This is a genomic window from Streptomyces sp. NPDC099050, assembly GCF_044759865.1.
GTDB lineage: Bacteria > Actinomycetota > Actinomycetes > Streptomycetales > Streptomycetaceae > Streptomyces.
Genome location: NZ_JBIWAE010000001.1, coordinates 487087 through 512642, shown reverse-complemented (window position 1 = coordinate 512642; position 25556 = coordinate 487087). Strand labels below are relative to the sequence as shown.

Annotated in this window: 24 protein-coding genes; 9 read left to right on the top strand and 15 right to left on the bottom strand. The window is 71.9% G+C overall.

Annotated elements, in window-relative coordinates; translation table 11 throughout:
- Positions 1-38 precede the first annotated feature (38 nt).
- The 3 genes from ACIQV3_RS02220 to ACIQV3_RS02210 all read left to right on the top strand — a co-directional run bounded on the left by ACIQV3_RS02220 (position 39) and on the right by ACIQV3_RS02210 (position 3876).
- Positions 39-1445 (top strand): GH1 family beta-glucosidase, encoded by a 1407-nt coding sequence (locus ACIQV3_RS02220; RefSeq protein WP_403708837.1) that lies wholly within the window; start codon positions 39-41, stop codon positions 1443-1445.
- Positions 1442-2689, top strand: a complete 1248-nt coding sequence (locus ACIQV3_RS02215) for an MFS transporter (RefSeq protein WP_403708835.1) — start codon at positions 1442-1444, stop codon at positions 2687-2689. The genes ACIQV3_RS02220 and ACIQV3_RS02215 overlap by 4 nt, the downstream gene beginning before the upstream one ends.
- Before the next feature lie 95 nt (positions 2690-2784).
- Entirely contained in the window at positions 2785-3876 is a 1092-nt protein-coding gene (locus ACIQV3_RS02210; protein WP_403708833.1) for a VanW family protein, read from the top strand.
- Here ACIQV3_RS02210 and ACIQV3_RS02205 read toward each other — a convergent pair.
- From ACIQV3_RS02205 to ACIQV3_RS02195, 3 genes are read right to left on the bottom strand one after another with little or no spacing between them, the layout of a single operon-like run.
- Positions 3866-4837 (bottom strand): NAD(P)-dependent alcohol dehydrogenase, encoded by a 972-nt coding sequence (locus ACIQV3_RS02205; RefSeq protein WP_403708831.1) that lies wholly within the window; start codon positions 4835-4837, stop codon positions 3866-3868. The two genes, ACIQV3_RS02210 and ACIQV3_RS02205, sit on opposite strands and share 11 nt — an antisense overlap.
- Positions 4834-5007 carry a helix-turn-helix transcriptional regulator gene (locus ACIQV3_RS02200; RefSeq protein WP_403709152.1) on the bottom strand — a complete coding sequence of 58 codons (174 nt, stop codon included), beginning with the start codon at positions 5005-5007 and terminating at the stop codon, positions 4834-4836. The genes ACIQV3_RS02205 and ACIQV3_RS02200 overlap by 4 nt, the downstream gene beginning before the upstream one ends.
- A gap of 53 nt (positions 5008-5060) precedes the next feature.
- Positions 5061-5528: a hypothetical protein gene (locus ACIQV3_RS02195; RefSeq protein ID WP_403708829.1), complete on the bottom strand. Its 468-nt coding sequence runs from the start codon at positions 5526-5528 to the stop codon at positions 5061-5063.
- A gap of 136 nt (positions 5529-5664) precedes the next feature.
- Here ACIQV3_RS02195 and ACIQV3_RS02190 point away from each other — a divergent pair, with 136 nt between their 5' ends.
- The 4 genes from ACIQV3_RS02190 (at position 5665) to ACIQV3_RS02175 (ending at position 9327) form a co-directional block, all read left to right on the top strand.
- Positions 5665-6321: a hypothetical protein gene (locus tag ACIQV3_RS02190; RefSeq protein WP_403708827.1), complete on the top strand. Its 657-nt coding sequence runs from the start codon at positions 5665-5667 to the stop codon at positions 6319-6321.
- 107 nt (positions 6322-6428) lie between these two features.
- Complete coding sequence (locus ACIQV3_RS02185) at positions 6429-6677, top strand: ferredoxin (protein WP_403709150.1); 249 nt, start codon at positions 6429-6431, stop codon at positions 6675-6677.
- Positions 6670-8064, top strand: a complete 1395-nt coding sequence (locus ACIQV3_RS02180; protein WP_403708825.1) for an NAD(P)/FAD-dependent oxidoreductase — start codon at positions 6670-6672, stop codon at positions 8062-8064. The genes ACIQV3_RS02185 and ACIQV3_RS02180 overlap by 8 nt, the downstream gene beginning before the upstream one ends.
- A 24-nt stretch (positions 8065-8088) precedes the next feature.
- Positions 8089-9327 carry a cytochrome P450 gene (locus ACIQV3_RS02175; protein ID WP_403708823.1) on the top strand — a complete coding sequence of 413 codons (1239 nt, stop codon included), beginning with the start codon at positions 8089-8091 and terminating at the stop codon, positions 9325-9327.
- 50 nt (positions 9328-9377) lie between these two features.
- Here the strand turns inward: ACIQV3_RS02175 and ACIQV3_RS02170 are convergent, their stop codons facing one another.
- The 11 genes from ACIQV3_RS02170 to ACIQV3_RS02120 all read right to left on the bottom strand — a co-directional run bounded on the left by ACIQV3_RS02170 (position 9378) and on the right by ACIQV3_RS02120 (position 21106).
- Positions 9378-9629, bottom strand: a complete 252-nt coding sequence (locus ACIQV3_RS02170; RefSeq protein ID WP_403708821.1) for an EF-hand domain-containing protein — start codon at positions 9627-9629, stop codon at positions 9378-9380.
- A gap of 107 nt (positions 9630-9736) precedes the next feature.
- A complete protein-coding gene (locus ACIQV3_RS02165) occupies positions 9737-10873 on the bottom strand; it encodes a mechanosensitive ion channel family protein (RefSeq protein WP_403708819.1) in 1137 nt (378 codons plus the stop codon).
- A 233-nt stretch (positions 10874-11106) separates the two neighbouring features.
- Positions 11107-11949, bottom strand: coding sequence for an amino acid ABC transporter ATP-binding protein (locus ACIQV3_RS02160; protein WP_403708817.1), 843 nt, complete (start codon positions 11947-11949; stop codon positions 11107-11109).
- Positions 11950-11956: 7 nt separating this feature from the next.
- Positions 11957-12787, bottom strand: coding sequence for an amino acid ABC transporter permease (locus ACIQV3_RS02155; RefSeq protein WP_403708815.1), 831 nt, complete (start codon positions 12785-12787; stop codon positions 11957-11959).
- Positions 12754-13548 (bottom strand): ABC transporter substrate-binding protein, encoded by a 795-nt coding sequence (locus ACIQV3_RS02150; protein ID WP_403709148.1) that lies wholly within the window; start codon positions 13546-13548, stop codon positions 12754-12756. The genes ACIQV3_RS02155 and ACIQV3_RS02150 overlap by 34 nt, the downstream gene beginning before the upstream one ends.
- A 292-nt stretch (positions 13549-13840) precedes the next feature.
- Positions 13841-14719 (bottom strand): ABC transporter ATP-binding protein, encoded by an 879-nt coding sequence (locus ACIQV3_RS02145; protein ID WP_403708813.1) that lies wholly within the window; start codon positions 14717-14719, stop codon positions 13841-13843.
- A complete protein-coding gene (locus tag ACIQV3_RS02140; protein ID WP_403708811.1) occupies positions 14716-15726 on the bottom strand; it encodes an ABC transporter ATP-binding protein in 1011 nt (336 codons plus the stop codon). Before ACIQV3_RS02140 ends, ACIQV3_RS02145 begins: the two co-directional genes overlap by 4 nt.
- Entirely contained in the window at positions 15723-16613 is an 891-nt protein-coding gene (locus ACIQV3_RS02135; protein WP_403708809.1) for an ABC transporter permease, read from the bottom strand. Before ACIQV3_RS02135 ends, ACIQV3_RS02140 begins: the two co-directional genes overlap by 4 nt.
- An 8-nt stretch (positions 16614-16621) precedes the next feature.
- Positions 16622-17602 carry an ABC transporter permease gene (locus ACIQV3_RS02130; protein WP_403708807.1) on the bottom strand — a complete coding sequence of 327 codons (981 nt, stop codon included), beginning with the start codon at positions 17600-17602 and terminating at the stop codon, positions 16622-16624.
- A complete protein-coding gene (locus ACIQV3_RS02125; protein WP_403708805.1) occupies positions 17599-19281 on the bottom strand; it encodes an ABC transporter substrate-binding protein in 1683 nt (560 codons plus the stop codon). The genes ACIQV3_RS02130 and ACIQV3_RS02125 overlap by 4 nt, the downstream gene beginning before the upstream one ends.
- A gap of 130 nt (positions 19282-19411) precedes the next feature.
- Positions 19412-21106, bottom strand: coding sequence for an amidohydrolase (locus tag ACIQV3_RS02120; protein WP_403708803.1), 1695 nt, complete (start codon positions 21104-21106; stop codon positions 19412-19414).
- 138 nt (positions 21107-21244) lie between these two features.
- Here ACIQV3_RS02120 and ACIQV3_RS02115 point away from each other — a divergent pair, with 138 nt between their 5' ends.
- Positions 21245-21940 carry a TetR/AcrR family transcriptional regulator gene (locus ACIQV3_RS02115; RefSeq protein WP_403708801.1) on the top strand — a complete coding sequence of 232 codons (696 nt, stop codon included), beginning with the start codon at positions 21245-21247 and terminating at the stop codon, positions 21938-21940.
- Between the two features lie 130 nt (positions 21941-22070).
- On the opposite strand, the gene ACIQV3_RS02110 is transcribed toward ACIQV3_RS02115, so the two are convergent.
- Complete coding sequence (locus tag ACIQV3_RS02110; protein WP_403708799.1) at positions 22071-24173, bottom strand: prolyl oligopeptidase family protein; 2103 nt, start codon at positions 24171-24173, stop codon at positions 22071-22073.
- A gap of 87 nt (positions 24174-24260) precedes the next feature.
- Here ACIQV3_RS02110 and ACIQV3_RS02105 point away from each other — a divergent pair, with 87 nt between their 5' ends.
- Positions 24261-25556 carry an MFS transporter gene (locus ACIQV3_RS02105; RefSeq protein ID WP_403708797.1) on the top strand — a complete coding sequence of 432 codons (1296 nt, stop codon included), beginning with the start codon at positions 24261-24263 and terminating at the stop codon, positions 25554-25556.

The following is a 25556-nucleotide window of genomic DNA, read 5'->3' as shown; positions in this document are numbered from 1 at the left end:
GAAAGTGCCGTGAACGTCCCCGACCGAAGCGAGTCCGCATGCCCGCGCCCGTACCGCCGCCCGCGTCACCCGCGCCTTCGGCGGCGCCCACGCCCCGCTTCCCGCCCGGGTTCCGCTGGGGGGTCTCCGCCTCCGCCTTCCAGATCGAGGGCTCCCCGACCGCCGACGGCCGGGGGCCCTCCTCCTGGGACGCCTTCACCCGGGAGGAGGGCCGCGTCAAGGACGGCTCGCACGCGGAGGTGGCCACCGACCACTACCGCCGCTACCGCGAGGACGTGGCCCTGATGGGCGGTCTGGGCGTGGACGCCTACCGGTTCTCCGTCTCCTGGTCCCGGGTCCTGCCCGAGGGCCACGGGGCCGTCAACCGGGCCGGGCTGGACTTCTACGACCGGCTCGTCGACGAGTTGTGCGCCGCCGGGATCGATCCGGTGCCCACCCTCTTCCACTGGGACACCCCGCTCGCCCTGGAGGAGCGGGGAGGCTGGCTGGAGCGCGACACGGCCGACCGGTTCGCGGCGTACGCCTCGGTGGTCGCGGAGCGGCTCGCCGACCGCGTGCCCATGTGGATCACCATCAACGAGCCCGCCGAGGTGACCCTCCTCGGCTACGGCCTCGGCGAACACGCCCCGGGCAAGCAGCTCGTCTTCGACGCCCTGCCCGCCGCCCACCACCAGCTCCTGGCCCACGGTCTGGGCGTACAGGCCCTGCGCGCGGCCGGTGCCCGCCACATCGGCATAGCCGCCTCGCACAGCCCGGTGTGGGCCGCGGGCGAGAGCGAGGAGGACCGGGCCGCCGCCGCGTTGTACGACACCCTGACCAACCGCCTCTTCGCGGACCCGATCCTGACCGGCTCCTACCCGGACGGCCTGGAGTCCCTGCTGCCCGGACCGGTGGCCGATGACCTCAAGGCGATCTCGGCGCCGCTGGACTGGTACGGGGTCAACTACTACAACCCGATGCTCGTCGGCGCCCCCACCCCGGCCGCCGCCTCCGCCTTCGGCGGGATCGAGATCCCCTCCGGCCTCCCCTTCGGCTTCCGGGAGATCGAGGGGTACGAGCGCACCGACTTCGACTGGCCGGTGGTCCCGGACGGCCTGCGCGAACTGCTCGCCACCCTGCGCGAGCGCTACGGCGACCGGCTGCCGCCGCTGTACATCACGGAGAACGGCTGCTCGTACGGGGACGGACCGGACCCGGGCACGGGCCGGATCGAGGACGCGCGCAGGATCTCCTACCACGAGGGCCACGTGCGCGCCCTGCACGAGGCGATCGCCGAAGGGGCCGACGTCCGCGGCTACTTCATCTGGTCGATCCTCGACAACTTCGAATGGGCGGAGGGCTACCGGCAGCGGTTCGGCCTGGTCCACGTCGATTACGAGACCCTCGCCCGGACCCCCAAGGAGTCGTACGCCTGGTACCGCGACCTGATCAAGAGCGGCAGGTGACCGCCGGTCCGAAGGCCGCCGCCGCGAAGGAGAGCGCCACGCCGCCGGGCGGGCGGTGGGTGAGCGCGCTGTCCCTCGCCAACCTCGGGGTGTGGGTCGGCTGGTTCGGCCCGCTCCAGCTGCTGCTGGCCCGCCAGGCCGAGCAGCTCACTCCGGACCACAAGGCGTCCACCCTCGCCCTGGTGACGGGACTGGGAGCGGCCGTCTCGATGGTCGCCAACCCCGTCTTCGGAGCGCTGTCCGACCGTACGACGGCGCGCGCGGGCCGCCGCATCCCCTGGGTGGTCGCCGGGGTGACGGGCGGGGCGGCCGGCCTGGTGGTCCTCGGGCTCGCGCAGAGCCTGACGGTGGTGATCGCCGGCTGGTGCCTGGTGCAGCTCGCCCTCAACGCCGCCTTCGCCGCACTCACCGCGGCCGTCCCCGACCAGGTCCCGGCCCGGCAGCGCGGGCTGGTGGGCGGCTGGCTCGGCGTCTCCCAGGTGATCGGGATCCTGGTGGGCACGGCGCTGGCCACGGTCGCGGGCGGGATCACCGCCGGCTACCTGGCCTGCGCGGCTTTCTCGGTGCTCGCGGCGGTGCCGTACGTCCTGATGCGGCGGGACTCGGTGCTCGCCCCCGCCGACCGGCCGGTCTTCCGGTGGCGCGGCTTCCTGACCGGGTTCTGGATCGACCCGCGCCGCCATCCGGACTTCGGCTGGGCCTGGCTGACCCGCTTCCTGATGAACCTCTCGTACTCGATCAGCACGATGTACCTGCTCTACTACCTCACCGACGCCGTGCGCTACCGCGGCGACGCGGACACCGGCGTCCTGATCCTCACGGCGCTCAACGCCCTCACCCTGCTCTCCACCGTGGTGATCAGCGGCATCCGGTCCGACCGCAGCGGTCGCCGGAAGTCCTACGTCATCCGGTCGGGGCTCGTCATCGCCGCGGCCACGCTGCTGCTCGCCGTCTGGCAGACCTGGACCGGAGCGGTCGTCGCCTCGCTCGTCCTGGGCCTCGGCTTCGGCGTGTACACGGCGGTGGACTTCGCCCTGCTCACGGACGTGCTGCCGGCCGCCGAGGACCGGGGCAAGGACCTGGGCGTCATCAACATCGCCAACGCGCTGCCGCAGGTGCTGGCCCCCGTGATCGCGGCCCCGGTCGTCACCCACCTCGGCGGGTACACGGCCCTGTACGCGCTGGCGGGAGCACTGGCCCTGGTGGGATCGCTGCTGGTCAGGCGGATCCGCTCGGTCCTGTAGGCATCCATTTCGTGAGACCCGGCACATTTCTCACCCTTTTGGTCCGATTTAGACCAAACTTGTGTAGTTCGGTTTCCGAAGCGACAGGGAGAGACATGCGACGCGCCCACGGCCGTACCGCCACCACGCGGATCGCCCTGATATCGGCCGGTACGGCCGCCGTGCTCGGTCTGGGCGGCCTCACCGCCGGCCCAGCGGCCGCAGCGGGCACGCCCGCCCCCGACCGGACCGCCGAGCCCACGGCGACCGCACCCGCGACCGCCCCGCCAGCCGTCGGGCAGCAGGTCCTCTCCACCTTCACCGTCGCCTATCCCGCCGCGCCGTACCGCACCCACAACATCGCGCGCGCCGTGGAGCTGATCGACGGGGCCGTCGTCGAGCCCGGTGACATCTGGAGCTTCAACCAGGCGGTGGGCGAGCGGACCAAGGAGAACGGCTTCGTCGACGGCATCATGATCAACGACGGCCGTTACGTGAAATCCCCCGGCGGCGGGGTCTCCGCGGTCGCGACGACCATGTACAACGCCATGTTCTTCGCGGGCCTGAAGCCGGTGGAACACGGGGCGCACTCCTTCTACATCGAGCGGTACCCGGAAGGCCGCGAGGCCACCGTCGCCTGGGGCACGCTCGACCTGCGCTGGCAGAACGACTCGGGGCACCCCGTGACCGTCCGGGCCTCGTCCACGCCCAAGTCGGTGACCGTCACCCTGCTCGGAACGAAGCAGTACGACGACGTACGCGCGACCACGGGCCCCCGCACCCACGTCACGCCGCCGGTGAAGCGCACCGTCACCGGCCCCACCTGTGAGCCGCAGACCCCGCTGGAGGGGTTCGACGTCTCGGTGGACCGCGTTTTCGTCCGGGGCGGCCACGAGGTCGGCCGCGAGACCTTCCGTACGCACTACACCCCGCGCGACGAGATCGTCTGCGCCCCGGAATCCCCCACGGCCACGCCGGGCACGACCCCGTCGGGCTCCCCCGGGACCCCGTCCGGCTCCCCCGGGACCCCGGTGACCCCCGCGGCGCCCGCAGCGCCCGCAGCGCCCACGACGCCCGCAGCGCCTACGACGCCCGCGGCGCCCGCTGCGCCCGGCGCGAGCGCAGCGTCCGGCACGCCCACCGCGCCCGGTACGACCGCCGCCACCACCCCCTCCGGCACCGGAACGGCGCCCACGCCTACGGGGTGATCAGGATCTTTCCGCGCGCTTCGCCCCGGTGGAGCCGGTCGATGGCCTCGGGAGCCTCGGCGAGCCGGCAGGTGAGGTGGACGGCCGGGGAGAGGGTGCCGTCCTCGACGTACCCCCGCAGGACCTCCAGGTCGGCCTGACGTTCGGCGGAGATGAAGCCCTTCAGGCCGTGGCGCACGAAGGGGTTCAGCAGCGCCGCCCACAGGACCCGGCCCATGCCGCCCAGCCAGGGGCCGCCGCCCTCGCCGCCGACGATCACGAGCGTTCCGCGCGGGGTCAGGGCGCGGCGGAGGCGGGCCAGGGAGCGGTTTCCCGCCATGTCCAGGATGAGGTCGTAGCGGCGCACGCCGTCCGCGAACTCCTCGCGGGTGTAGTCGATGACCTCGTCCGCGCCGAGCCCGCGCACCAGCTCCGTCTTCGTGGTGCTGCACACTCCGGTGACGTGCGCCCCGTACGCCTTGGCCAGCTGTACCGCGAAGGTGCCGACCCCGCCCGCGGCACCGATGACCAGGACCCGCTGTCCCGGCCGTACGCGCCCCGCGTCGCGCAGCGCCTGGAGGGCGGTGAGTCCGGAGATCGGGAGGGCGGCCGCCTCGGCCAGGGGCAGCCCCGGGGGCCTGCGCGCCAGCTTGTCCTGCCGGGCCGTCGCGTACTGCGCGAAGGAGCCTTCACAGATGCCGAACACCTCGTCGCCCACCCCGAAGCGGGTCACCCCCTCGCCGACCGCTTCGATCCGTCCGGAGACCTCCCGGCCGCGTACGGGAACCTTCGGCGCGCGCAGCCCGTATCCGAGGAGCCGCAGCAGGTAGGGCTTGCCGCTCATGAGGTGCCAGACCCCCGCGTCCAGGGCGGCGGCCCGGACCGCTACGAGCACCTCCCCCTTGCCCGGTCTCGGCGCTTCGATGTCCCTGAGCTCCAGCACTTCACTGGAGCCGTACGCGTCCTGCACGATCGCCTTCACGGCGCCATCCCTTCCCGATCCCCGTATTGAAATACTTGTTCGAGTGGCACCGCGAAGACGCGGGCGATCCTGAAGGCCGTCTCCAGCGAGGGCGAGTAGCGGCCCTTCTCGATGGCGATGACGGTCTGGCGGGTCACGCCGATGCGCTCGGCCAGCTCCGCCTGGGTCATCTCCGCGGCCTCGAAGCGCAGGATCCTGATCCGGTTCGTGATGCCGGTCGGCTTCACCACGACTGGAACCCCACGCGGTAGGCGGCGAGCTTGACGAGCGAGCCGAGCACCGCCGAGAGGACGAAGCCCAGGTAGAGGGCGTTCGAGATCCAGAAGCGGTCCGCTCCGGCCATCGAGAGGATCAGCGCGGTCACGGCGCCGATGGCGATGAAGGACTGCCCGGCGTGCTCGCCGAGGAGGCCGATCTCCTTGTCCCGCTGGTCCTTGACGTCGGCCTCGCCGGGCTTGGCCACCGCCATCGCGATGTTGAGGAGGATCGCGGCCCCGATGGCGCCGCCGACCGTCCAGAGCAGCGGAGTGACGTACGGGACTTCCGTGAGCGGGATCCCCTCGCCGGACCGGCCCAGCACGAGCGCCAGGTAGACCGCGTACCCGATGACCGCGACCACCCCCATGATCCATGAACGCTTCTCTTCGAAGGCCATGCCCGCACCCGCTCCCGTGTAAAAGAACTTTGACATCACGAAGGTAAAAGGATCCATACCTCGTGTCAACAATTTCTTACATTCGCCTCGCGCGGGCTCCTCCCGGCCGCCGCTGTCACCCGGGCGCCCGGCCCCGCTGGCACCGCGGCCGCACCCCGGGCTTGCTGGACGCATGAGACCAGAAGCACCGGGGACGACCCCGGTACAGAGCCTGAGCACCCCCAGGGCGGCGGGGCTCGCGGGGGTCCTCTTCGCCGTCCTCATGGCGGCGGCGATCGTGCTGGCCCGGATCGGCCTGCCCGAGGGAGGCGGCGCGGCCGAGATCGAGGTCACCTCGGGGCAGCGGGACGCGGTGACCACCGCGCTGGAGCTCGTCCCCTTCGCGGGCATCGCCTTCCTGTGGTTCATGGGCGCCCTGCGGGAGCACTCCGGCGAAGCCGAGGACCGGTTCGTGTCCACCGTCTTCCTGGGCAGCGGGCTGGTCTTCGTCGCCTGCCTCTTCGGCGCCGCCGCGGCCGCGGGGACCGTGCTGGACGCCGATCAGCCCCAGGAGTTCGGCCGCCACTTCGCCTACACGCTGCTGACCACGTACGGGATGCGGATGGCCGCCGTGTTCGTGTTCGCGACCTCCACGATCGGCCGCCGGCTCGGTGTCTTCCCGCGCCCGCTGGCGCTGACCGGGTACCTCGCAGGCCTGGTGCTGCTGGTGGCGGGCTCCTCCCTGCCCTGGTCCGAGCTGGTCTTCCCGGCCTGGGCCCTGCTCGTGAGCCTGTACATCCTGCGGTCGGGCCGGGGCCGCCCCGGCCGGGCCCCCGGGCCCGCTGCCTGACGGCGCCGGGACCTCACTCCAACGGCCTCCTCGGACGGGCCCCGCGTCGGCTGCGCGCGCACGCTGGTCCGGGAAGCCCAGGGGGGCACCGAAAGGACCACACCTTGCTGAGGCTCGTCGTCGATCTCAACCGGTGCCAGGGATACGCGCAGTGCGCCTTCCTCGCCCCCGACGTCTTCGCTATGCACGGGGACGAAGGGCTGCTCTACGATCCGCAGGCCGAGGACGCCCAGCGCGAGCGCGTGGCCCAGGCCGTGGCCGCCTGCCCCGTGCAGGCGATCCTCGTCGACGAAATGGACCTGGCCGCCACCGCCACCGCCCGCTCCGGCGCCGGAGGGGAGGCCTCCGATGGCTGACACCGCCCTGGACCAGCTCAAGCGCTCCGGCCGGATCGTGGTCGTAGGCGCCTCGCTGGCCGGCCTGCGGGCCGCCGAGGTCATCCGGGAGAAGGGCTTCGCCGGCTCGCTGACCCTGATCGGCGACGAGCCCCACGAGCCGTACGACCGGCCGCCCCTGTCCAAGCAGGTGCTGCTGGGCAAGGCCGACGCCGAGCGCACCCTGCTCCCCCGGCGGCGGGACATCGACGCCGAATGGCGCCTAGGCGCCGCGGCCACCGGGCTCGACATGGCGGCCCGTACGGTGAAGCTCGCCGACGGCGAGGAGGTCCCGTACGACCGGCTCCTGATCGCCACCGGGGTCCGCGCCCGGCCCTGGCCGAACGAGGCCGAAGCCGAGCTCGCCGGGGTCTTCACCCTGCGCACCCGCGAGGACGGGGCGGGCCTGGCCCGCGCCCTGGCTGCCGGACCGCGCCGGGTCCTGATCATCGGCGCCGGGTTCACCGGCTCCGAGATCGCCTCGGCGTGCCGCGAACGCGGGCTGGAGGTGACCGTCGCCGAACGCGGCAACGGCCCCCTGGTCGGCGCCCTGGGCGGGGTGATCGGGGCCGTGGCCGCCGAACTCCACCGGGAGAACGGCGTGGACCTGCGGACCGGGATCTCGGTGACCGCCCTGGAGGGCGACTCCACCGGACGGGTGCGCGCCGCGCACCTCTCCGACGGCACCACGCTGGAGTGCGACGTGGTGGTCGTCTCGCTCGGCGCCCAGCGCAACACCGAGTGGCTGACCGGCTCCGGGCTCGGCGCGGGTCCGCGCGGCATCGCCTGCGACGCGGGCTGCCGGGCCTTCGACCTGCGCGGGATCGTCACCGACGACATCTACGTGGCGGGCGACGTGGCCCGCTCCCCGCACGCGCTGTTCGGGTACCAGTTCCTGTCCCTGGAGCACTGGGGCAACGCCGTGGCGCAGGCCGAGACCGCCGCCCACAACATGATGAGCGAGAGCACGGACCGCCGCCCGCACCTGTGGGTGCCGGCCTTCTGGTCCTCCCAGTTCGGGGTGAACATCAAGTCCGTCGGCGTGCCCTCCATGGGCACCGAGATCATGATCACCCAGGGCTCCAGGTCCGAGCGCCGGTTCACCGGGGTCTACGGCTACCAGGGCCGGGTCATCGGCGCCGTCACCTTCGACAACGGGCGCTGGCTGCAGTTCTACGAGAAGCAGATCGAGAGCACGGCGCCGTTCCCGCCCCCGTTCACCACGGTGGACCGCCGGCCCGACGGGCAGCGGCCGATCCCGGCCGACTTCCCCGACCCCTCCGTGCCCACGCACGGCCCGACCATCACCCTCAGCGGGTACTCGCCGGCCGACCGCCGGATCGCCACCTTCACCCCCGCCGGGCACTGACCCGCACGTTCCCGGAGGACCCCCATGGCCCACGGCATCCTGAGCCAGATCCTGGACTATTCCAGCCGCGCGAACCCGTACCCGCTGTACGAGGAGCTGCGCAAGACCCCCGTCTTCCACGACGGCACCGGCCCCTACGTCATCAGCACGTACTACGACATCCAGAGCCTGCTGCACGATCCGCGGCTCAGCTCCGACGCCCGCAACCTGGCCGCCACGGCCGGGGACCCGCTGGCCGAGGGCGGGGAGGCGGAGGAGACGGCGCTGCCGCCGAGCTTCCTGAAGCTCGACCCGCCGGAGCACGACCGGCTGCGCAGGATGACCAACCGGCCCTTCGGGCCGCCGCACTCCCCGCGCCGCGTGGACGGGATGCGCGGCGGGCTGAAGGACATCGTCTCCGGTCTCATCGACAACCTCGGGGACACGGAGGACATCGACCTGGTCGACCAGTTCGCGTACCCGTTCCCGGTGACGATGATCTGCCAGCTGCTCGGCGTACCGCACGAGGACGAGCCCAAGTTCCACGTCTGGGCCGACACCCTCGCCGCGAGCCTGGACCCCGATCCGGACGCCGATCCGGCCGAGCGGCAGCGCGAGACCCACGACTCCCGCATGGAGCTGGGCATGTACCTGGCCGGGCTGATCGAGCAGCGCCGCAAGGATCCCGGCGAGGACATGCTCTCCCAACTGGCCGTGGGACACGGGCCGGACGAGTCCATGTCCACGATGGAGCTGCTGAGCACGGCGGCCCTGCTGCTGATCGCCGGCCACGAGACCACGGTCAATCTGATCACCAACGGGATGCTGACCTTGCTGCGCAATCCGGACGTGCTGGCGAACCTGCGGCGGGAACCGGGGCTCGCCGTGCCGCTCGTGGAGGAACTGCTCCGGTTCGAGCCGCCGGTACAACTGCTGCCGCAGCGCACGCCGTTGGTGGACATCGAGGTCGGCGGGATCACCATTCCCAAAGGTTCCTCGATGTGGCTGATCCTGGCCTCCGGCAATCGTGACCCGAATCGCTTCGAGAACCCGGACCGCTTCGACCCGTACCGCAAGGACATCCAGCACCTGGGGCTGGGCAGCGGTATCCACAGCTGCTTCGGCGCCCCGCTGGCACGGCTGGAGGCCCAGCTGGCGCTGACCGAGCTGGCCCGGCGGCTGGAGAACCCCCGGCTGCTGGAGGATCCGCCGCCCTACCGGCAGAACGCGGTGCTGCGCGGGCCCCGGCACCTGCGGATCGCCTGCGACGGGATCCGCGCCTGAGTGGACGCCGGGCGGGCCCTGGACCGCCCCGGTCCGGGGCCCGCCCGGGGCTACCAGCCGAAGCGGCGGTCGACCTCGCGCTCGAACTCATCGAAGGTCAGCACGTCGTCGCCGTCCGCGTTCGCCCGGTCGAAGAGGGCCGATGAGGTGTCGACGTCGCCCACGGCCCAGAAGGGCAGATCGCCCTGGGCGGCGAGGGTGGGGCCCTTGCTGCGCAAGGCCGTGATCACCTCGACCCGGGTCAGCACCCCGTCGCTGTTCAGGTCGAGCGCGTCGAAGAGCTTGCGGGCCTTCTCACTCATGACAGGTCCTTTCGATGGACTGCGCGGTGCGGGAGACGACGGGGCGCGGGCCCCGGGCCCGTCAGCTTATGACCCGCCTCCCCGCCCCCGTCCGCCGGTGTCCCCCGCTACCGCACACCTTCCGCCAGGGCCGCCACCGGCGGCGCCTCGCGCTGCTGCGGGACCGGCGACACCGGGGAGACCAGCGGGACCCCCGCGAGCGGTTCGGAGCGCAGGTCCTCCTGGTGCAGCGCCACCGTCCGCGTGGGGGCGGGGATCGAGATGCCCTCCGCCCGGAACCGGCTGTGCAGCCGCTTGATGAACTCGTGCTTGATCCGGTACTGGTCACTGAACTCGCCGACGCCGAGGATCGCCGTGAAGTTGATCCGGGAGTCCGCGAAGGTGTGGAAGCGTACGGCCCCTTCGTGGTCGGGGACGGCGCCGTTGATGTCCGCCATCACCCCGTCGACCACCTCCAGGGTCACCCGCTCCACGTGCTCCAGGTCGCTCTCGTAGCCCACACCCACCTGGACCATGATCGACAACTGCTGCTCGGGCTGGGTGAAGTTGGTCATGTTGGTGCGCGCGAGCCGCCCGTTGGGGATGATCACCAGGTTGTTCGACAGGTTGCGGACCACGGTGTTGCGCCAGTTGATGTCGACGACGTACCCCTCCTCGCCGCTCGTCAGCCGGATGTAGTCACCGGGCTGCACCGTCTTCGAGGCGAGGATGTGGACGCCCGCGAAGAGGTTGGCGAGGGTGTCCTGCAGCGCCAGGGCGACCGCGAGGCCACCCACGCCGAGCGCGGTGAGCAGGGGCGCGATGGACACGCCCACGGTTTCGAGGGCGACGAGCAGACCCATCGCCAGCACCAGGACGCGCGTGATGTTCACGAATATGGTGGCCGATCCGGCCACTCCCGTCCGCGCCTGAGCCACGGACTGGACGAGGCCGGCCACGACGCGGGCCGCGCCGACGGTGGCCACGAGGATCAGCAGCGCGGTCAGCGACTGGTTCACCCACCCGGAGACGCGCGGGCTCAGGGGCAGTGTCGAGGCGGCCACGGCGGCGCCCGCGATGACGGCCGCCGCCGGTGCGAGCGCGCGCAGCGCGTCGACGATGATGTCGTCGCCGCTCCAGCGGGTCCTGAGGGCGTGCTTGGCCAGCCACCGCACGAGGGCGCGCAGGAGCAGTCCGGCGAGCCCGCCCGCGGCCAGGGCCAGGCCGGCTATCAGCCAGTCGTGCAGGACGAGGTCCCGGGTCAACGGACGCCCTCCGTCACTCGCCGGACCGGGGCGGCGGCGGCATGTCCTGCGGGCCGCCGGATGAGGGGTGTGGGTGTGGGTGTGGTCACCTTGTCACCTGTCAGTTCGTCGTGCGTGGGGGCGCGTTCGCGCACGCGTGCGCATACGGAACGGGGTGCCATCCTGCCCCATGATCAACTCGGCGGCGCAGGTGGGCCCGGCCGGGGGCCGACGTGATCAGGTGCGCGCAGCGATCAGGCGTCCCCGCCCTGTGGCCGGCCTTCGCCGGGAGCCCCGGGGTCCCCGGGTGCCTCGGTCGCCGCCGGGTCCAGGATCCGGTTGAGGAACTCCCTGGTCCGCTCCTCGCGGGGAGCCCCCACCACCTGGGCCGCCGGCCCGTGCTCGACGACGACTCCGCCGTCCATGAACACGACCCGGTCCGCGACCTCGCGGGCGAAGCTCATCTCGTGGGTGACGACCATCATCGTCATGCCCTCGCCCGCCAGGACCCGCATCACCGCCAGCACCTCGCCGACGAGTTCGGGGTCCAGCGCGGAGGTCGGCTCGTCGAAGAGCATCACCTCCGGCCCCATCGACAGGGCCCGGGCGATCGCCACCCGCTGCTGCTGGCCGCCGGACAACTGGGCGGGGTACGCACCGGACTTGTCGGAGAGGCCGACACGGGCGAGGTTCTTCTCGGCCACGGCCTCGGCCTCGGCCCTGCCCCGGCCCAGGACGCGGCGCTGGGGCAGGGCGAGGTTGTCGCGCACGCTCAGGTGCGGGAAGAGGTTGAACTGCTGGAAGACCATCCCGATCCGGCGGCGTACGGCGTCGATGTCGACGTCCGGGTCGGTGACTTCGGTGCCGCCGACGAAGACCCGTCCCTCGCTGGGCTCTTCGAGCAGGTTCACGCAGCGCAGCAGCGTCGATTTCCCCGAGCCGGAGGGGCCGATGACGCACACCACCTCGCCGCGGGCGATGTCGAGGTCGATGCCGCGCAGGACGTGGTGGGCGCCGAAGGACTTGTGCAGCCCCCTGATTTCGATCTCCGGGCCGTCCGTGGCCGTCGTGTCCACCGCTGGGGCCTCCTGTGGCATGTCTTCCTCACACGGCCTTGTCCGCGCGGGCCTCCAGGCGGCGCACCACGAAGCTCAGTGGCACGGTCACCAGGAGGTAGCACAGGCCCGCGACCAGGATCGGGGTGGAGTTGGCGGTCTGGCTGGCGAGGTCCCGCCCGAATTTCGTCAGTTCGCGCTCCGAGAGCGTCACACCGAGGAACAGCACGAGCGAGGAGTCCTTGAACAGCAGGACGAGTTCGTTGGTGAGGGGCGGGATGACGATGCGGAAGGCCTGTGGGATGACGATGGAGACCATGGCGCGCGCGTGCGAGAAGCCCAGCGAGCGGGCGGCTTCCATCTGCCCCTTGGGCACGGCCTGGATGCCGGCCCGAATCGTTTCCGCCATGTAGGCGGCGGCCACGAGTCCCAGCCCGATCGCGACCTTGCCGTACGTGCCGCCGGGGATTTCCGTACCGGGGAAGGCCAGGGGCACCGCCACGCCCACGAAGATGAAGATCAGCAGGGCCGGGAGCCCCCGGAACAGCTCGATGTAGACGCTCGCGACCCACCGGTACGGGGCCACGGAGGACAGCCTCATCATCGCGATGACGAGGCCGAGGACCAGGCCGAGGAGGAACCCGGACGTCGTGTAGATGACCGTGTTGCGCAGGGCCGTGGTGATGATCTCCGGGAAGAGCCGCAGCGCCAGGTCTTTCTGGGCGAACTGGTTCTGCAGTCTCCCCCAGTCCGCGGTGACGGCGATCAGCACCAGTACCGCGACGAAGAGCGCGTACTGCAGTCCCTGCGAGACCCGGCGGCGCTGGCGCCGGGTCAGCCGGGAGGTCACGGGGTGGTCTGGGGCAGCGGGCCGATCCACTGCTCGTAGAGCTTCTTGTAGGTGCCGTCGGCCTTGGCGTCGGTGATCGCCTTGTCGATCGCGGCCACGAGGGCGGTGTTGCCCTTCTTCACCGAGAAGCCGTACTGCTCGCCGGTCTCGATGTTCTGTCCGAGGGTGAACTCGGCTGCGTTCTTGGGGTCCTTGAGCCAGCCCTGGACCACGGGGTAGTCGATGACGACCGCGTCCACCTGGCCGGTGCGCAGTCCGTTGATGACCGCGTCCGAGCTCTCGAAGGCGACGGGGTCGAAGCCCTGGGCCTTGGCGTAGCTCTCACCGGTGGTCTCGGCCTGGGCGCCCAGCTTCTTCGACTTCGCCTTGAGGTCGGCGAGCGAGGTGACGCCGCTCTTCTTGGTGGCGAGCAGCGCCTGCGTGGCGTCGAAGTAGGGGACGGAGAAGTCGACGTTCTTCTTCCGCTCGTCGGTGATCGTCATACCGGCGGCCGCGAGGTCGCATTCGCCGGAGTTCAGGAAGGCGCCGGTCTTGAAGTTCTCGAAGGGCGTGTCGAGGATCTTCTGCTCCACCTTGAGCCGGCTCGCCACCAGGTCGACCAGGGCCACGTCGAAACCGACGACCTTGCCGTCCTTCTCGAACTGGAACGGCGGATAGGGCAGGTGGGTGCAGGTCGTCAGTTTGCCCTTCTCCACGACGGGCACCCCGCCGGCCGCCTCGCTCGGGCCGTCATCGCCCGAGGAGCATCCCGCGACGAGGAACGCGCCCGCCGCCGCGGCCGCGGCGACCATGCGGATTCGGGGGCCTGCGGGGCGCTTGCGGTTTCCTCTGGCCGTCCGGAACACGGTTGACCTCCACGAGTGCGGGGCGAGCGGCGATCACGGAACGGGACCGTCCGCGGCGATCGTAAGCCACGGGAAGTGCCCGCTGAGGGATCTTCCGCCATGCGTTCCGGGGGCGCCAGGGCGGATCCGGCCATGATCGCCCGGCTGCCGGGAGGTTCCGGTCGATCTGCCGCCGCACGGACCCGCCGGGGCGGATCCGTGCGGGGCCCTGGCCTACGCGCTGGACCCCGCCCCGGCATCACGCCCCGGCGGCCCCCGCCGTAGCCGCCGTCAGCGGGTCCAGCTCGCGGCGGCGCCGGCTGATCGAGTCGGGGTCCCAGCCCGGACGGGGTACGGAGGCCAGCAGGAGGCGGGTGTAGGGGTGGCGGGGGTCGGTGAGGAGCTCGTCGACCGGCCGGTGTTCCATCGTGCGGCCGCGGTACATGACGAGCGCCTCGTCGCAGACGTAGCGGACGACGGCCAGGTCGTGGCTGACGAAGACCAGGCCGATCCCGGTGTCGCGCCGGATGTCGGACAGCAGGTTGAGCACCTGTGCCTGGACGGAGACGTCCAGGGCGGACACCGCTTCGTCGAGCACCAGGACTGCGGGTTCCACGGCCAGGGCCCTGGCGATCGCGGCGCGCTGGCGCTGCCCGCCGGAGAGCCGGCGGGGCAGGGCGGCCGCCTCGCGGTCGCCGAGGCCGACCTGGGCCAGCAGTTCCCGTACCCGTGCGGTCCGGGCCGTCCGGTCGGACATTCCGTGCAGCCTGAGGACTCCGTCGACCGTCTCGCCGATGCTCAGTCGCGCGTCGAGGGAGAGATAGGGGTCCTGGAAGACGATCTGGACCGCCTTGGCGCGGGCCAGCCGGGCCGGCCTCCCCCGTACGGAGGCCGCCAGCGGCCGGCCCTGGACCAGGATCTCGCCCGCGTCGGGGCGTTCCAGGCCGATCAGCATCCGGGCGGTGGTGGTCTTGCCCGAACCGGATTCCCCCACGATGCCGAGCGCCCCGCCGGCCCGGACGGAGAACGACAGGTCCTCGACGGCGACGACCTCCGTCCCGCCGGTCCGGTAGGTCTTGCGCAGCCCGGTCACCCGGAGGAGCTCCGGGGCGGTGTCCTCGTGCGACTCGGTCTTCAACGGTCCTCCTTGGGCGCGAGCTCGGTTGCGGGATCGGGCCCGAGCTCGGGCGCGAGCTCGGCGGCGCGGTGGCAGGCGACCTCGGCCGGTCCGTGCCGCAGGAGTCGCGGCGGGGACTGGTCGCAGCGGCCCGGTTCGGCGAACCGGCAGCGGGGTGCGAAGGCACAGCCGGGCGCCGACTCCAGCAGGCCCATCGGCGCCCCGGGGATGGGGGTGAGGCGGTCGAGGGGGCCTTCGAGGGGTGGAGAGGAGCCGAGCAGGCCCGCGGTGTAGGGGTGGCGCGGGGAGGAGAAGAGTTCCGCCACGGGCGCGGTTTCGACGATCCGGCCCGCGTACATGACGTAGATCCGGTCGCTGACGGAGGCGGCGAGTTCGATGTCGTGGGTGATGAGGAGGAGTCCGAGGCCGCGTTCGCGCTGGAGCCGGCCGAGCACGGCCAGGATCTCGGCCTGGGTGCTGACGTCGAGCGCGGTGGTCGGTTCGTCGCAGAGCAGGAGCTTCGGCTCGGCGGTGAGGGCCGCGGCGATCACGACGCGCTGGAGCATGCCTCCGGAGAGCTCGTGCGGGAATTGGTTGAGGTGGCGGACGGGGTCGGGCAGGCCGACCGCGTCGAGCAGTTCGGCGGCCCTGACGTTCGCCCGGGCCTTGGACCAGCCGTGCACCAGGCGCAGCGGTTCGGTGAGGAAGTCCCCGACCCGGCGCACCGGGTTGATGGCGGCCCGGGGGTCCTGGTAGATCATCGCGGCCTTGTTCGTACGCACCTCGCGCAGGCCCGCGGGGGTGGCGCGTACCAGGTCGGTCCCCTCCACCCGGACCCGGCCGCCGATCTCGGCGCCCTGGGGGAACAGGCCGAGGGCGGCGCGGGCGGTGACGGACTTGCCGGAGCCGGATTCGCCGACCAGGGCGACGACCTCGCCGGCCGCGACGGTGAGGCTGACGCCGTCGAGGAGGGGGCGGGCCATCGCGGGGAGGGTGACGCGCAGGGCTTCGTAGGCGAGCAGTGTCATCGGGAGTCCCTCCCCGCGAGCCGGTCGCCGAGGTCTTCCCCGACGACGTTGAAGGCGACCACGACGAGGACGACGGCCACGGCCGGCGCGATCGCGGAGAGCGGCTGCCCTTGCAGGACGGCCGCCTGACCCTGGTTGATCATGGCTCCCCAGTCGGGGGTGGGCGGCTGTACGCCGAGCCCCAGGAAGGAGAGGGCGGCGAGGTCGAGCAGGGCGTAGCCGAAGTTCACCGTCGACTGGGCGAGCAGCGTCGGGGCGATGTTGGGCAGCAGCCTGCGGACGGTCACGTACAGGGGCGAGTGGCCCTGCACCTGGTAGGCGGCGATGTAGGGCCGGGATTTCTCCCGGACGGCCAGGCCTCGTACGAGGCGTGCGGTGTACGGCATGTAGGCGATGGCCATGGCGATCACCGGAGCCGTCATCCCCTTGCCGAACAGGGCCACCGCGAGGATCGCGAGGAGCAGCGCGGGGAAGGCGAACAGGACGTCGAGGACCCGGCCGACGGCGGTGTCGATCCAGCCTCCGCGCCAGGCGGTGAACAGGCCGACGGCGACGCCGAGGACGGTGGAGAACAGGACGACCGCGAGCGGTCCGGCCAGGCTGGTGCGGGTGCCGACGAGCAGCGCCGAGAGGGTGTCGTGGCCGCCCTGGTCGGTGCCCAGCCAGTGCTGGGTGCTGGGCCCCAGGAGGGTGTCGCCGAGCTGTCCGAAGGTGGGGTCGTACGGGGCGATCCAGGGTCCGAGCAGTGCGATGAGCACGAACAGGACGAGGAGCGCGAGGCAGGTCCGCTGGAGCCGGCTGCCGCCGAGGCGGCGCAGCCGGGCGAGCGGGTCGCGCCGGGTGCGGGGGGCGAGGGGCGTGGCGCCCGTTTCGGGAAGGGTGCTCATCGGATGGCTCATCGGGCGCTCCCGGCCGCGGCCGTGCGCGGATCGATCAGTGGCTGGACCAGGTCCACCAGGGCGTTGACGACGACGAAGGCGGCGACCACCAGCAGCACGATGGCCTGGACGACCTGGAAGTCGAGCTGGTCGACGGACTGCACCAGCAGGGAGCCCACGCCGGACATTCCGAAGGCGGTCTCCACGATCGCGGTGCTGACGAGCATGCCGGAGACCAGGAGGGCGGAGACGGTGACGATCGGTCCGAGCGCGTTGCGCAGGACGTGCCGCCGGATGACGGTGCGCCGTGGCGCTCCGCGGCTCAGCGCGACCTCCACGTGGTCCCGGGAGAGTTCGTCGAGCATGGCCGAGCGGGTCACCCGGGTCACCAGGGCCGTGAAGGTCACGGACAGGGCGGCCGCCGGGAGGATCACGTGGTGCAGCCGGTCCATCAGGCCCTCGCCGTTGCCGATGGTGGGGAACCAGCCCAGCTGCACCCCGAACACCGACCTGAGCAGCAGGGCGGCGACGAAGGCGGGCGCCGCCGCGCCCACCGTGACGAGCAGCATCAGGGAGCGGTCGGTGCGCGAACCCCGGCGCAGGGCGCCGACGATGCCGGAGCCGATGCCGAACACGGCGATCATCAGGCCGGATACGGCGATCAGCAGCAGGGAGGAGGGCAGGCGCGACCAGATGACGGAGGAGACGTCCTGGTGGAAGAGGTAGGAGCGGCCGAAGTCGCCGTGCAGCACCCCTTCGAGCCAGTTCCAGTACCGGACCAGGAAGGGTTCGTCGAAGCCGTACTGGCCGCGCAGCGCGGCGAGGTCCTCGGGGCTGGGGCTGCGTCCCTTGATGAGGAAGCTCGCCGGGTCGCCCGGGGCCAGGAAGAGGGAGGAGAAGACGAGGAAGGAGGTGACGAGCAGGGTCGCCGCCATGCCGGCGAGGCGCCGCAGCACCCGTACGGCGCGGGTGGTCGCGGCCGTGGCCGCGGCCGTCATCCCCTGGCTCCGATCTCGGCCGCCCACGGGTAGTAGAGGTAGGCGATGGAGGGCTGGACGCCGGTGATCTTCTTGCCCATGAACACGCTGACGGGCAGCGTGTAGAGGGGCAGCCAGGGCAGTTCGCGCGCGGCGATCTTCTGCGCCTCCGCGTTGGCGGCCGCGTGGTCCGCGGGATCGTAGGCCCCGACGGCCTTCTCGACGGCGGCGTCGAAGGCCGGGTCGGACCAGTTGCCGTAGTTGCTGAAGGCTCCGGTCTCCAGCGAGGCGAACATGTCCAGCGGGTCGGTGATGGACGTGTACCAGAAGGTGAGGAAGAGGTCGATGCCCTCGCGGGCCGCGGGGTCGGTGAAGAGGGTCGTGTACTTCTCCGCGGAGAGGGAGTCGATCTGCGGTTTCAGTCCGATGGCGGTGGCGGCCTGGGCCACGGCCTGGGTGATGATCGTGGTCTGCGAGTCCAGCGGGCTGGTCGCGATCACGACCTTCTGGCCGTTCACTCCGGCCTCGGCGGCGAGCGCCTTGGCCTTGGCCGGGTCGTACGGGTACTTCGGCAGGTCCTTCAGGAGTGCTTCGCGCGTCGCCGGGGGCGCGTCGGCCCACAGGTTGTCGGTGACGAGCGAGTCGGAGACCTCGCCGACCCCGCCGGCGCCCGCCTTGACGATGCCCTTGCGGTCGATGGCCATGAGGAGGGCCTGGCGGACCTTGGGGTCGCCGAGGGGGCCCTTGAGGTTGGCGACCACCTCGTCGGCGACGGTGGTGTTGCGGCCGAAGTAGAGCTTTCCCGCCTGTGTGGAGCCGAGTTGGGCGTAGGCGTTCGGAGGGACCATCCAGCCGCCGTCGACCTCACCGCTCTGGAAGGCGTTGACCCGGGTGGTGGCGTCGGTGAGGAAGACGAACTTCACCTCGCCGGACTTGGCCTTCAGGTCCTGGTTCCAGTAGCCGTCGAACCGCTCGAGGGTGAGGGACTGGCCGGAGGTCCAGGATCCGAAGGAGAAGGGTCCGGTGCAGTTCACGCCGGTCTGCGGATTGCCGTAGTCCTTGCCGGACTTGGCCAGGGTGGCGGCGGATTCCACGGTGCCGGGGCCGGCGGCCAGGTACTTGTTGAAGGTGGAGTCCGGCTTGGTCAGCGTGACGGTGACTTCCATCGGGCCGGTCTTGTCGATGGACTTGACGTTCTTGTACTGGTTCGCCCAGACGCTGGCGGTCGCGGGGTCGAGGTTGCGGCTCAGGGAGGCGACGACGTCGTCGGCGGTGAGCACCGTCCCGTCGTGGAAGTGCACGCCGGGGCGGATCTGGTAGACCCAGGTCGTGGGCGTGGGGTTGGTGTACGAGGCCGCGAGGCCCGGGGAGGTCGTCAGGTCGGGGTTCCAGCGCAGCAGGCTCTCGCAGACGTTGGAGAGGATCTGGTTCGGCGGGAAGTCGAAGGAGTACGCGTAGTCGATGGTGGTCGGCTCCGCGTAGACGGACCAGGTGAAGGAGTCCACGTTCCCGGTGGCGGCGGGCGTCTTGTCCGTGATCTCGTACGCGGCGGCCCGGTCCGCGCCTTCCTTGTCGGGGGCGGCGGCGCCGCTGCAGGCGCTCGTGACGAGTAGGGCGGCCGAGGCGAGGGCGGCGGCCGCGGCCTGGCGGAGGCGGCCGCGGCCGCGGTACAGCGGGTATCCCGATCGGGTGGATGACATCGTCTGGCTCCCTGAGGGATGAGCTCGGTGGGGTGGGTGACGCCCGGCCGGTGGCGGCCCGGCCGGTGAGTCGCGTGCGGTGACGACTCAGGCGGTCTCGACTCAGCGGTCTCGACTCAGCGGTCTCGACTCAGGCGGTCGCGGCGAAGACCAGTTCGCCGTCGATGTACGTGCGCAGCACGCGGGTGTCGGCGATCTCCATCGGGGGATGTGCGAAGGGGTCCCGGTCGAGGACGACGAGGTCCGCGTACTTGCCCTCCTCGACGGTGCCGGTGACCTCGTCGAGGTGGTTCACCCAGGCACTGCCGGCGGTGTAGGCGGTGAGCGCCTGGGAGAGGGTGAGCGCCTGCTCGGGGAAGAAGGGCGGCGCCGGTTCGAAGGTCCCGGTGGCGCCCGGCGCCTCGTCGGGTACGGAGCGGTTGACGGCGACGTGGATGCCCCACAGCGGGTTGGGGCTGCTGACCGACCAGTCGCTGCCGGCGACCAGGCGGGCTCCGGCGCGCTGGAGGTCGCCGAACGGGTACTGGAGGCGGGCCCGTTCCGGTCCGAGGAAGGGGATCGTGAGCTCGTCCATCTGCGGTTCGTGCGCGGCCCACAGGGCCTGGATGTTGGCGGCCGCGTCCAGGCTCGCGAAGCGGGCGATGTCGTCCGGGTGGACGAGCTGGAGGTGCGCGAGGTGGTGGCGGTTGTCGTTGGCGCCGTTGGCCCCGCGGGCTTCGGCGAGGGCGTCGAGCACCTCGCGGACGGCCCGGTCGCCGAGCGCGTGGAAGTGGATCTGGAAGCCTGAGCGGTCGAGCCGGGCCACGGCCTCGGTGAGCACCTTCGGATCGATGAAGCTGAGCCCGGAGTTGTTCGTGGCGCAGCCGCAGCCGTCGAGGTAGGGCTCCAGCATGCCCGCGGTGAAGTTCTCCGCGATGCCGTCCTGCATCATCTTCACGCTGGTGGCGTTGAAGCGGCCGACCCGTCCGGTGCGGCGGCGCTCCTCGATGTCGGGTATCTGTTCCAGGCCGCGTTCGCGGTCCCACCACAGGGCGCCGACGACACGGGCGCGCAGGGAACCCTCGCGGGCGGCGCGCAGGTAGACGCCGTAGTTGTCGGGGTTGCCGGGGAAGGAGCCGATCATGGCGTCCTGCCAGCTGGTGACCCCGAGGGAGAAGAGGTGCTCCTGCGCCGCGAGCAGGCCGGCGAGCGCCTCGTCCGGGGTGGCGATGGGCACGTGGTGTGCCACCAGCTCCACGGCGCCCTCCTGGAGGGTGCCGGCCGGGCTTCCGTCCTCCTCCCGCTCGATCCGGCCGTCCGCCGGGTCGGGGGTGGTGCGGTCGAGGCCGGCCACCTCCAGCGCCCTGGTGTTGACCCAGGCGCCGTGGCCGTCCCGGTTGGTGAGCAGGACGGGCCGGTCCGGGACCACCGCGTCGAGCAGGGCGCGGGTCGGCGTGCCGCCGGGGAAGACGTCCATCGACCAGCCGCCGCCGCGGATCCAGACCGCGTCGGGATGGGCGGCGGCGAATTCCGCGACCACCGCGAGGTAGCCGTCGACGGTGTGTTCCTCGCTCAGGTCGCAGCCGAGCATCTGGACGCCGGCCACCGCGGGGTGCACGTGGGCGTCCTGGAACCCGGGGACGAGCAGTCCTCCCGCGAGGTCGACGACCTCGGTGTCGGCGTCCGCGAGCGAGCGCACGGCGGCCTCGTCGGCCACGGCGACGATCCGGTCGCCCGCGACGGCGACGGCGGCTTCGATCGGGGTGGGCGAGGTTCCGGTGAAGACCCGGCCCCCTACGAAGACGATGTCGGCACGCGGCCTGACCGGCTGCCTGGTGTTGCCCATCGACGCATCCTTCGGCTCGTTCGGCTCGGCGGGCGAGGCCCGCACGGCTGGTTCGTTGAGGAGGAGTGAACGGGAGCGCAACATTGTTGTCAACGGTGTTGCGCTCGCTCTGTTCCACATCGTTACACTGGCCCCACCATGCCGAAGTCATCCGACACACCCGCCCGGTCCAAGCGCGCCGGCAGCCAGCTCACGCCCGACGCGATCATCGAAGCGAGCCTGCGGATCGCGGCTCGCGGCAGCGAGGACGCCTTCACCGTGCGGCGCCTCGGCGAGGAGCTCGGCGCCGACCCGACCGCGATCTACCGGCACTTCCGCGACAAGGACGAGCTGCTGCTCTCCGTCGCCGACCGCACGCTCGGCGAGGTGCTCGACCGCATCCCCGAGGGGCTCGACTGGAAGGACCGGCTGCGGGCACTCGCCGACGGCTCCCTCGAAGTGGCGCTCAGGTACCCGGTGGTCGGCTCGACCATGGCCAGCCGGACCACCCGCAGGCCCAACGAGTTCCGCGTCGTGGAGCTGATCCTCGGCGCGGTGACGGAGGCGGGCCTCGAGGGGGCGGAGGCGGCCGTCCACTACCGGATGGTCGGCGACTCCCTCCTGGCCTACGTCGGCCAGCGCGCCGCCTACCTGCTGTTCGACCCGGAGGTCCGGGCCGCCGACGAGTCCTCCTGGAACCGCGAGTACCGCCTGGTCGATCCCGCGGGCTTCCCCAACATCACCCGGCTCGGTGCCCAGCTGGCCGAGGTCACGGACGAGCAGATCTTCGAGGCCAGGGTCGAGGCCCTGATCACCGCGATCGAGAACCGGGTCGCGTCCCTCGGCGAGGCCTAGAGGCCAGGCAGTCCCTTTCGGATCGTGCCCGGTCACCCGGCCGGGGAACGCGGCGCGGCCCGGGATCAGGTGCCGTACCTGATCCCGGGCCGCGTTCAGCCGTCCACCCACCGGGCCGGAGCCCGTGCGGTCATCTCCGCGGAGCCAGCCGCTCCCACAGGAAGGTGTGGACCAGCGCCCCGTTGAAGGCGGCCTGTCCGTGGTCGGTGGCGCCCGAGTGCCCGCCGCCGAGGTGCTCGTGGAAGAGCACGGGATGCCCCGCCTCCCGCAGCCGGGCCGCCATCTTGCGGGCGTGCCCGGGGTGGACGCGGTCGTCGCGGGTCGAGGTCAGCAGGAGCAGCGGGGGGTACGCGGGCCCGTCCGTCCGGACCTGGTGGTACGGGGAGATGCCCTCCAGGTGGGGCCGGTCGGCCGGACTGTCCGGGTCCCCGTACTCGGCGATCCAGCTCGCCCCGGCGAGCAGCTTGTGGAAGCGGAGCATGTCCATCAGCGGCACGTGGGCGACGACCGCACCGAACAGCTCGGGATCGCGGGTGAGCATCGCGCCCATGAGCAGCCCGCCGTTGCTGCCGCCTTCGATGCCGAGCTGGGCGGGGGTGGTGACGTCCCGGGCGATGAGGTCCCGGGCCACGGCCGCGAAGTCCTCGTAGGCCCGGACCCGGTTCGCCCCGAGCGCGGCCTTGTGCCAGTCCGGCCCGTACTCGTGCCCGCCCCGGATGCCGGCCACCACGTAGGTGCCGCCGCGCGCGAGCCAGGCGCGGCCGGTGACGGCGCTGTAGCTCGGGACCATGGAGATCTCGAAGCCGCCGTAGCCGTAGAGCAGGGTGGGGCCGGGACCCGTGCGGTCCTCGGGGCCGACGACGAAGTACGGGACCCTCGTGCCGTCCGCGGAGGAGGCGAAGTACTGGCGCACCGTGAGGCCGGCGGTGTCGAAGAGGGCCGGGCCCTGCTTGACGGTCTCGTCGGCGCCCGCGGGGGCCGTGCCCCGGTAGAGCGTGGACGGCTGGAGGTGGCCCGCCACGTTCAGGAAGAACTCGTCGCTCACGTCCGGGTCGGTGCCGGTGACGGAGGCCGTGGACAGCGGCGGAACGCCGGACAGGGGCGTGCGGCTCCAGCCGTCGGGGCCCGGCCCGGGGGTCAGGATCTCCAGCCGGGAGGAGACGTCGACGCTGGTGGTGAGGATCAGGTGGTGGCGGGTCCAGTTCCAGCCCGCGAGGGCGGTGTGCTCGTCCGGGGTGAAGAGCACCGCCGCCTCGCGCTCCCCCGCCCGGAAGGCCTCGAAGTCGAAGGCGAGCAGGCTGCCCGCGGCGTGGCCGAGCCACGGCGACTTCGGCGCGACGATCAGCCACTCCCGGTGGACGGAGGCACTGGCGTCGTCCGGGACATCGATCTTTTCGGGCTCGGCCGCCCGATCCGGAGTTCCGGCCCCGGGAAATCCGTCACCGGGATGTGCGTCGCCGGGGATTCCGTCCCCGGGGATTCCGCCCCCGGGGAGGAGGAACAGCTCCTGCTTCCAGAAGTCGATCTGCCGGTGGGCGAAGTCCCGTTCAAAACCGGGCGTGTCATCGCGCCAACCGGTTGCGGAGATGTCCGTCGGCCGGCCCTCGTAGACCGTTTCCGCCTCCGCGAGGGGGGTGCCGCGCCGCCACTGGCGCACCTGGAGGGGGTAGCCGCACACGGACATGGAGCCGGGGCCGAAGTCCGTTCCGATCCAGACCCGGTCCCGGTCGATCCAGCCGATCTGGGTCCTGGCCTCGGCGACTTCGAAGCCGCCGGCGACGAACTCCCGGCGCTCGAGGTCGAACTCGCGCACCACACAGGCGTCCGCGCCGTCCCTGGACAGCATGACCAGGGCGTGGCGGTGATCGGGAGCCAGGACGGCGGCGCCCGCCCAGGCCCACTTCTCCCCCTCGGCTTCGGCGAGCGCGTCCAGGTCCAGGACGGGCTCCCAGTCGGGCCGCTCCTCGCGGTACTCCTCCAGGGTGGTGCGCCGCCACAGACCGCGCACGTGGTCGGCGTCCTGCCAGAAGTTGTAGAGGTGGCGTCCCCGGCGGCGCGCGTACGGGATCCTGCCGTCGTCGTCGAGGACCTCACGGATCCCCGACTCCAGCACCTTGAACCCGGGATCCGAGGTCAGCGCGGACACCGTTTCTTCATTGCGGTCGCGCACCCAGGAGAGGGCGGCCTCGCCGGTGACGTCTTCCAGCCAGAGATGGGGGTCTTCATTGCTCATCCGCCGATTGTGCAGGATCGGAGGGCCGCCGCGGATCGTCCGTAAATCGGTTGCTCCGGGACCGTCGGCCGCCGACGATGGCCCGTCGTGAGCAGATCCCGTTTCGCCTCCGTACTGCCCGACCTGTCCCCCCTGCGGTCCAGCCCCGATTTCCGGCTGTTGTTCTACCAGGGCACGGTCACCTATTTCGGCTCGTTCATGGCGATGATCGCGCTGCCGCTGCAGATCAAGCACATGACGGACTCGCCGTTCGCGGTCGGCGCGATGGGCCTGGTGGAACTGCTCCCGCTGGTGGTCTTCGGCCTCTACGGCGGCGCCCTCGCCGACGCCGTGGACCGGCGGCGGATGATCCTGCTGACCGAGGCCGGGCTCGGGGTGCTCGCGCTGATCCTCCTGGTGAACTCGGCCCTGCCGACCCCGATGCTGTGGCCGCTGTACGTGGTCGCGGCGTGCGTATCGGCGCTGACCGGCCTGCAGCGGCCGGCCATGGACTCGCTGATGGCGCGGATCGTGCCGCACGACCAGCTGACGGCCGCCGCCGCGCTGAACGGGCTGCGCTACCAGTTCGGCGCCATCGCGGGTCCCGCGGTGGCCGGCCTGGTCGTCGCGTACGCCGGGTACGCCTGCGCGTACGCGGTCACCGTGGCCGGGTTCCTCGTCTCCGTGCTGCTGTGCCTGCGGCTGCGTCCGGCTCCGCCCGCACGGGACGCCGAGCGGCCCTCGCTGCGGGGGATCGCCGAGGGGGCCCGGTACGCGTGGAGCCGGCCCGTGCTGCTCGGGACGTACGCCGTGGACATGGCGGCGATGCTCTTCGCCTTCCCGAACGCCATCTTCCCCTTCCTCGCGGACGAGCTCGACGCGGTGTGGGCGCTGGGTCTGATGTACGCGGCGGGCGCGGTGGGGTCACTGTTGCTGGGGCTGACGAGCGGCTGGGCCTCGCGGGTACGCCGGCACGGGCTCCTGGTGGTGTGCGGGGCGGCGGTGTGGGGGCTGGCCATCGCGGCCGCGGGCTGGTCCGGGAACATCTGGCTGGTGCTGCTGTTCCTCGCGGTGGCCGGTGCGGGCGACATGCTCAGCGGGCTGGGGCGCGCCACGATCTGGAACCAGACGATCCCGGAGGAGCTGCGGGGCCGCCTCGCGGGCATCGAGGTGCTCTCGTACACCGTCGGCCCGCAGCTCGGTCAGGTCCGGGCGGGCACGATGGCCGGCTGGACGGGCACCCGCGCCGCCTTCTGGAGCGGCGGACTCGCCTGCGTGGCCTCGGTGGCGGTGCTGGCCGCCCTGCTGCCGAAGCTGATCTCCTACGACGCGGAGACGGACGAGGACGCACTGCGGCGGCGGGCCGCGAAGGAGGAGCCGCAGCCGAGCGGGGCTCCGGCCTGA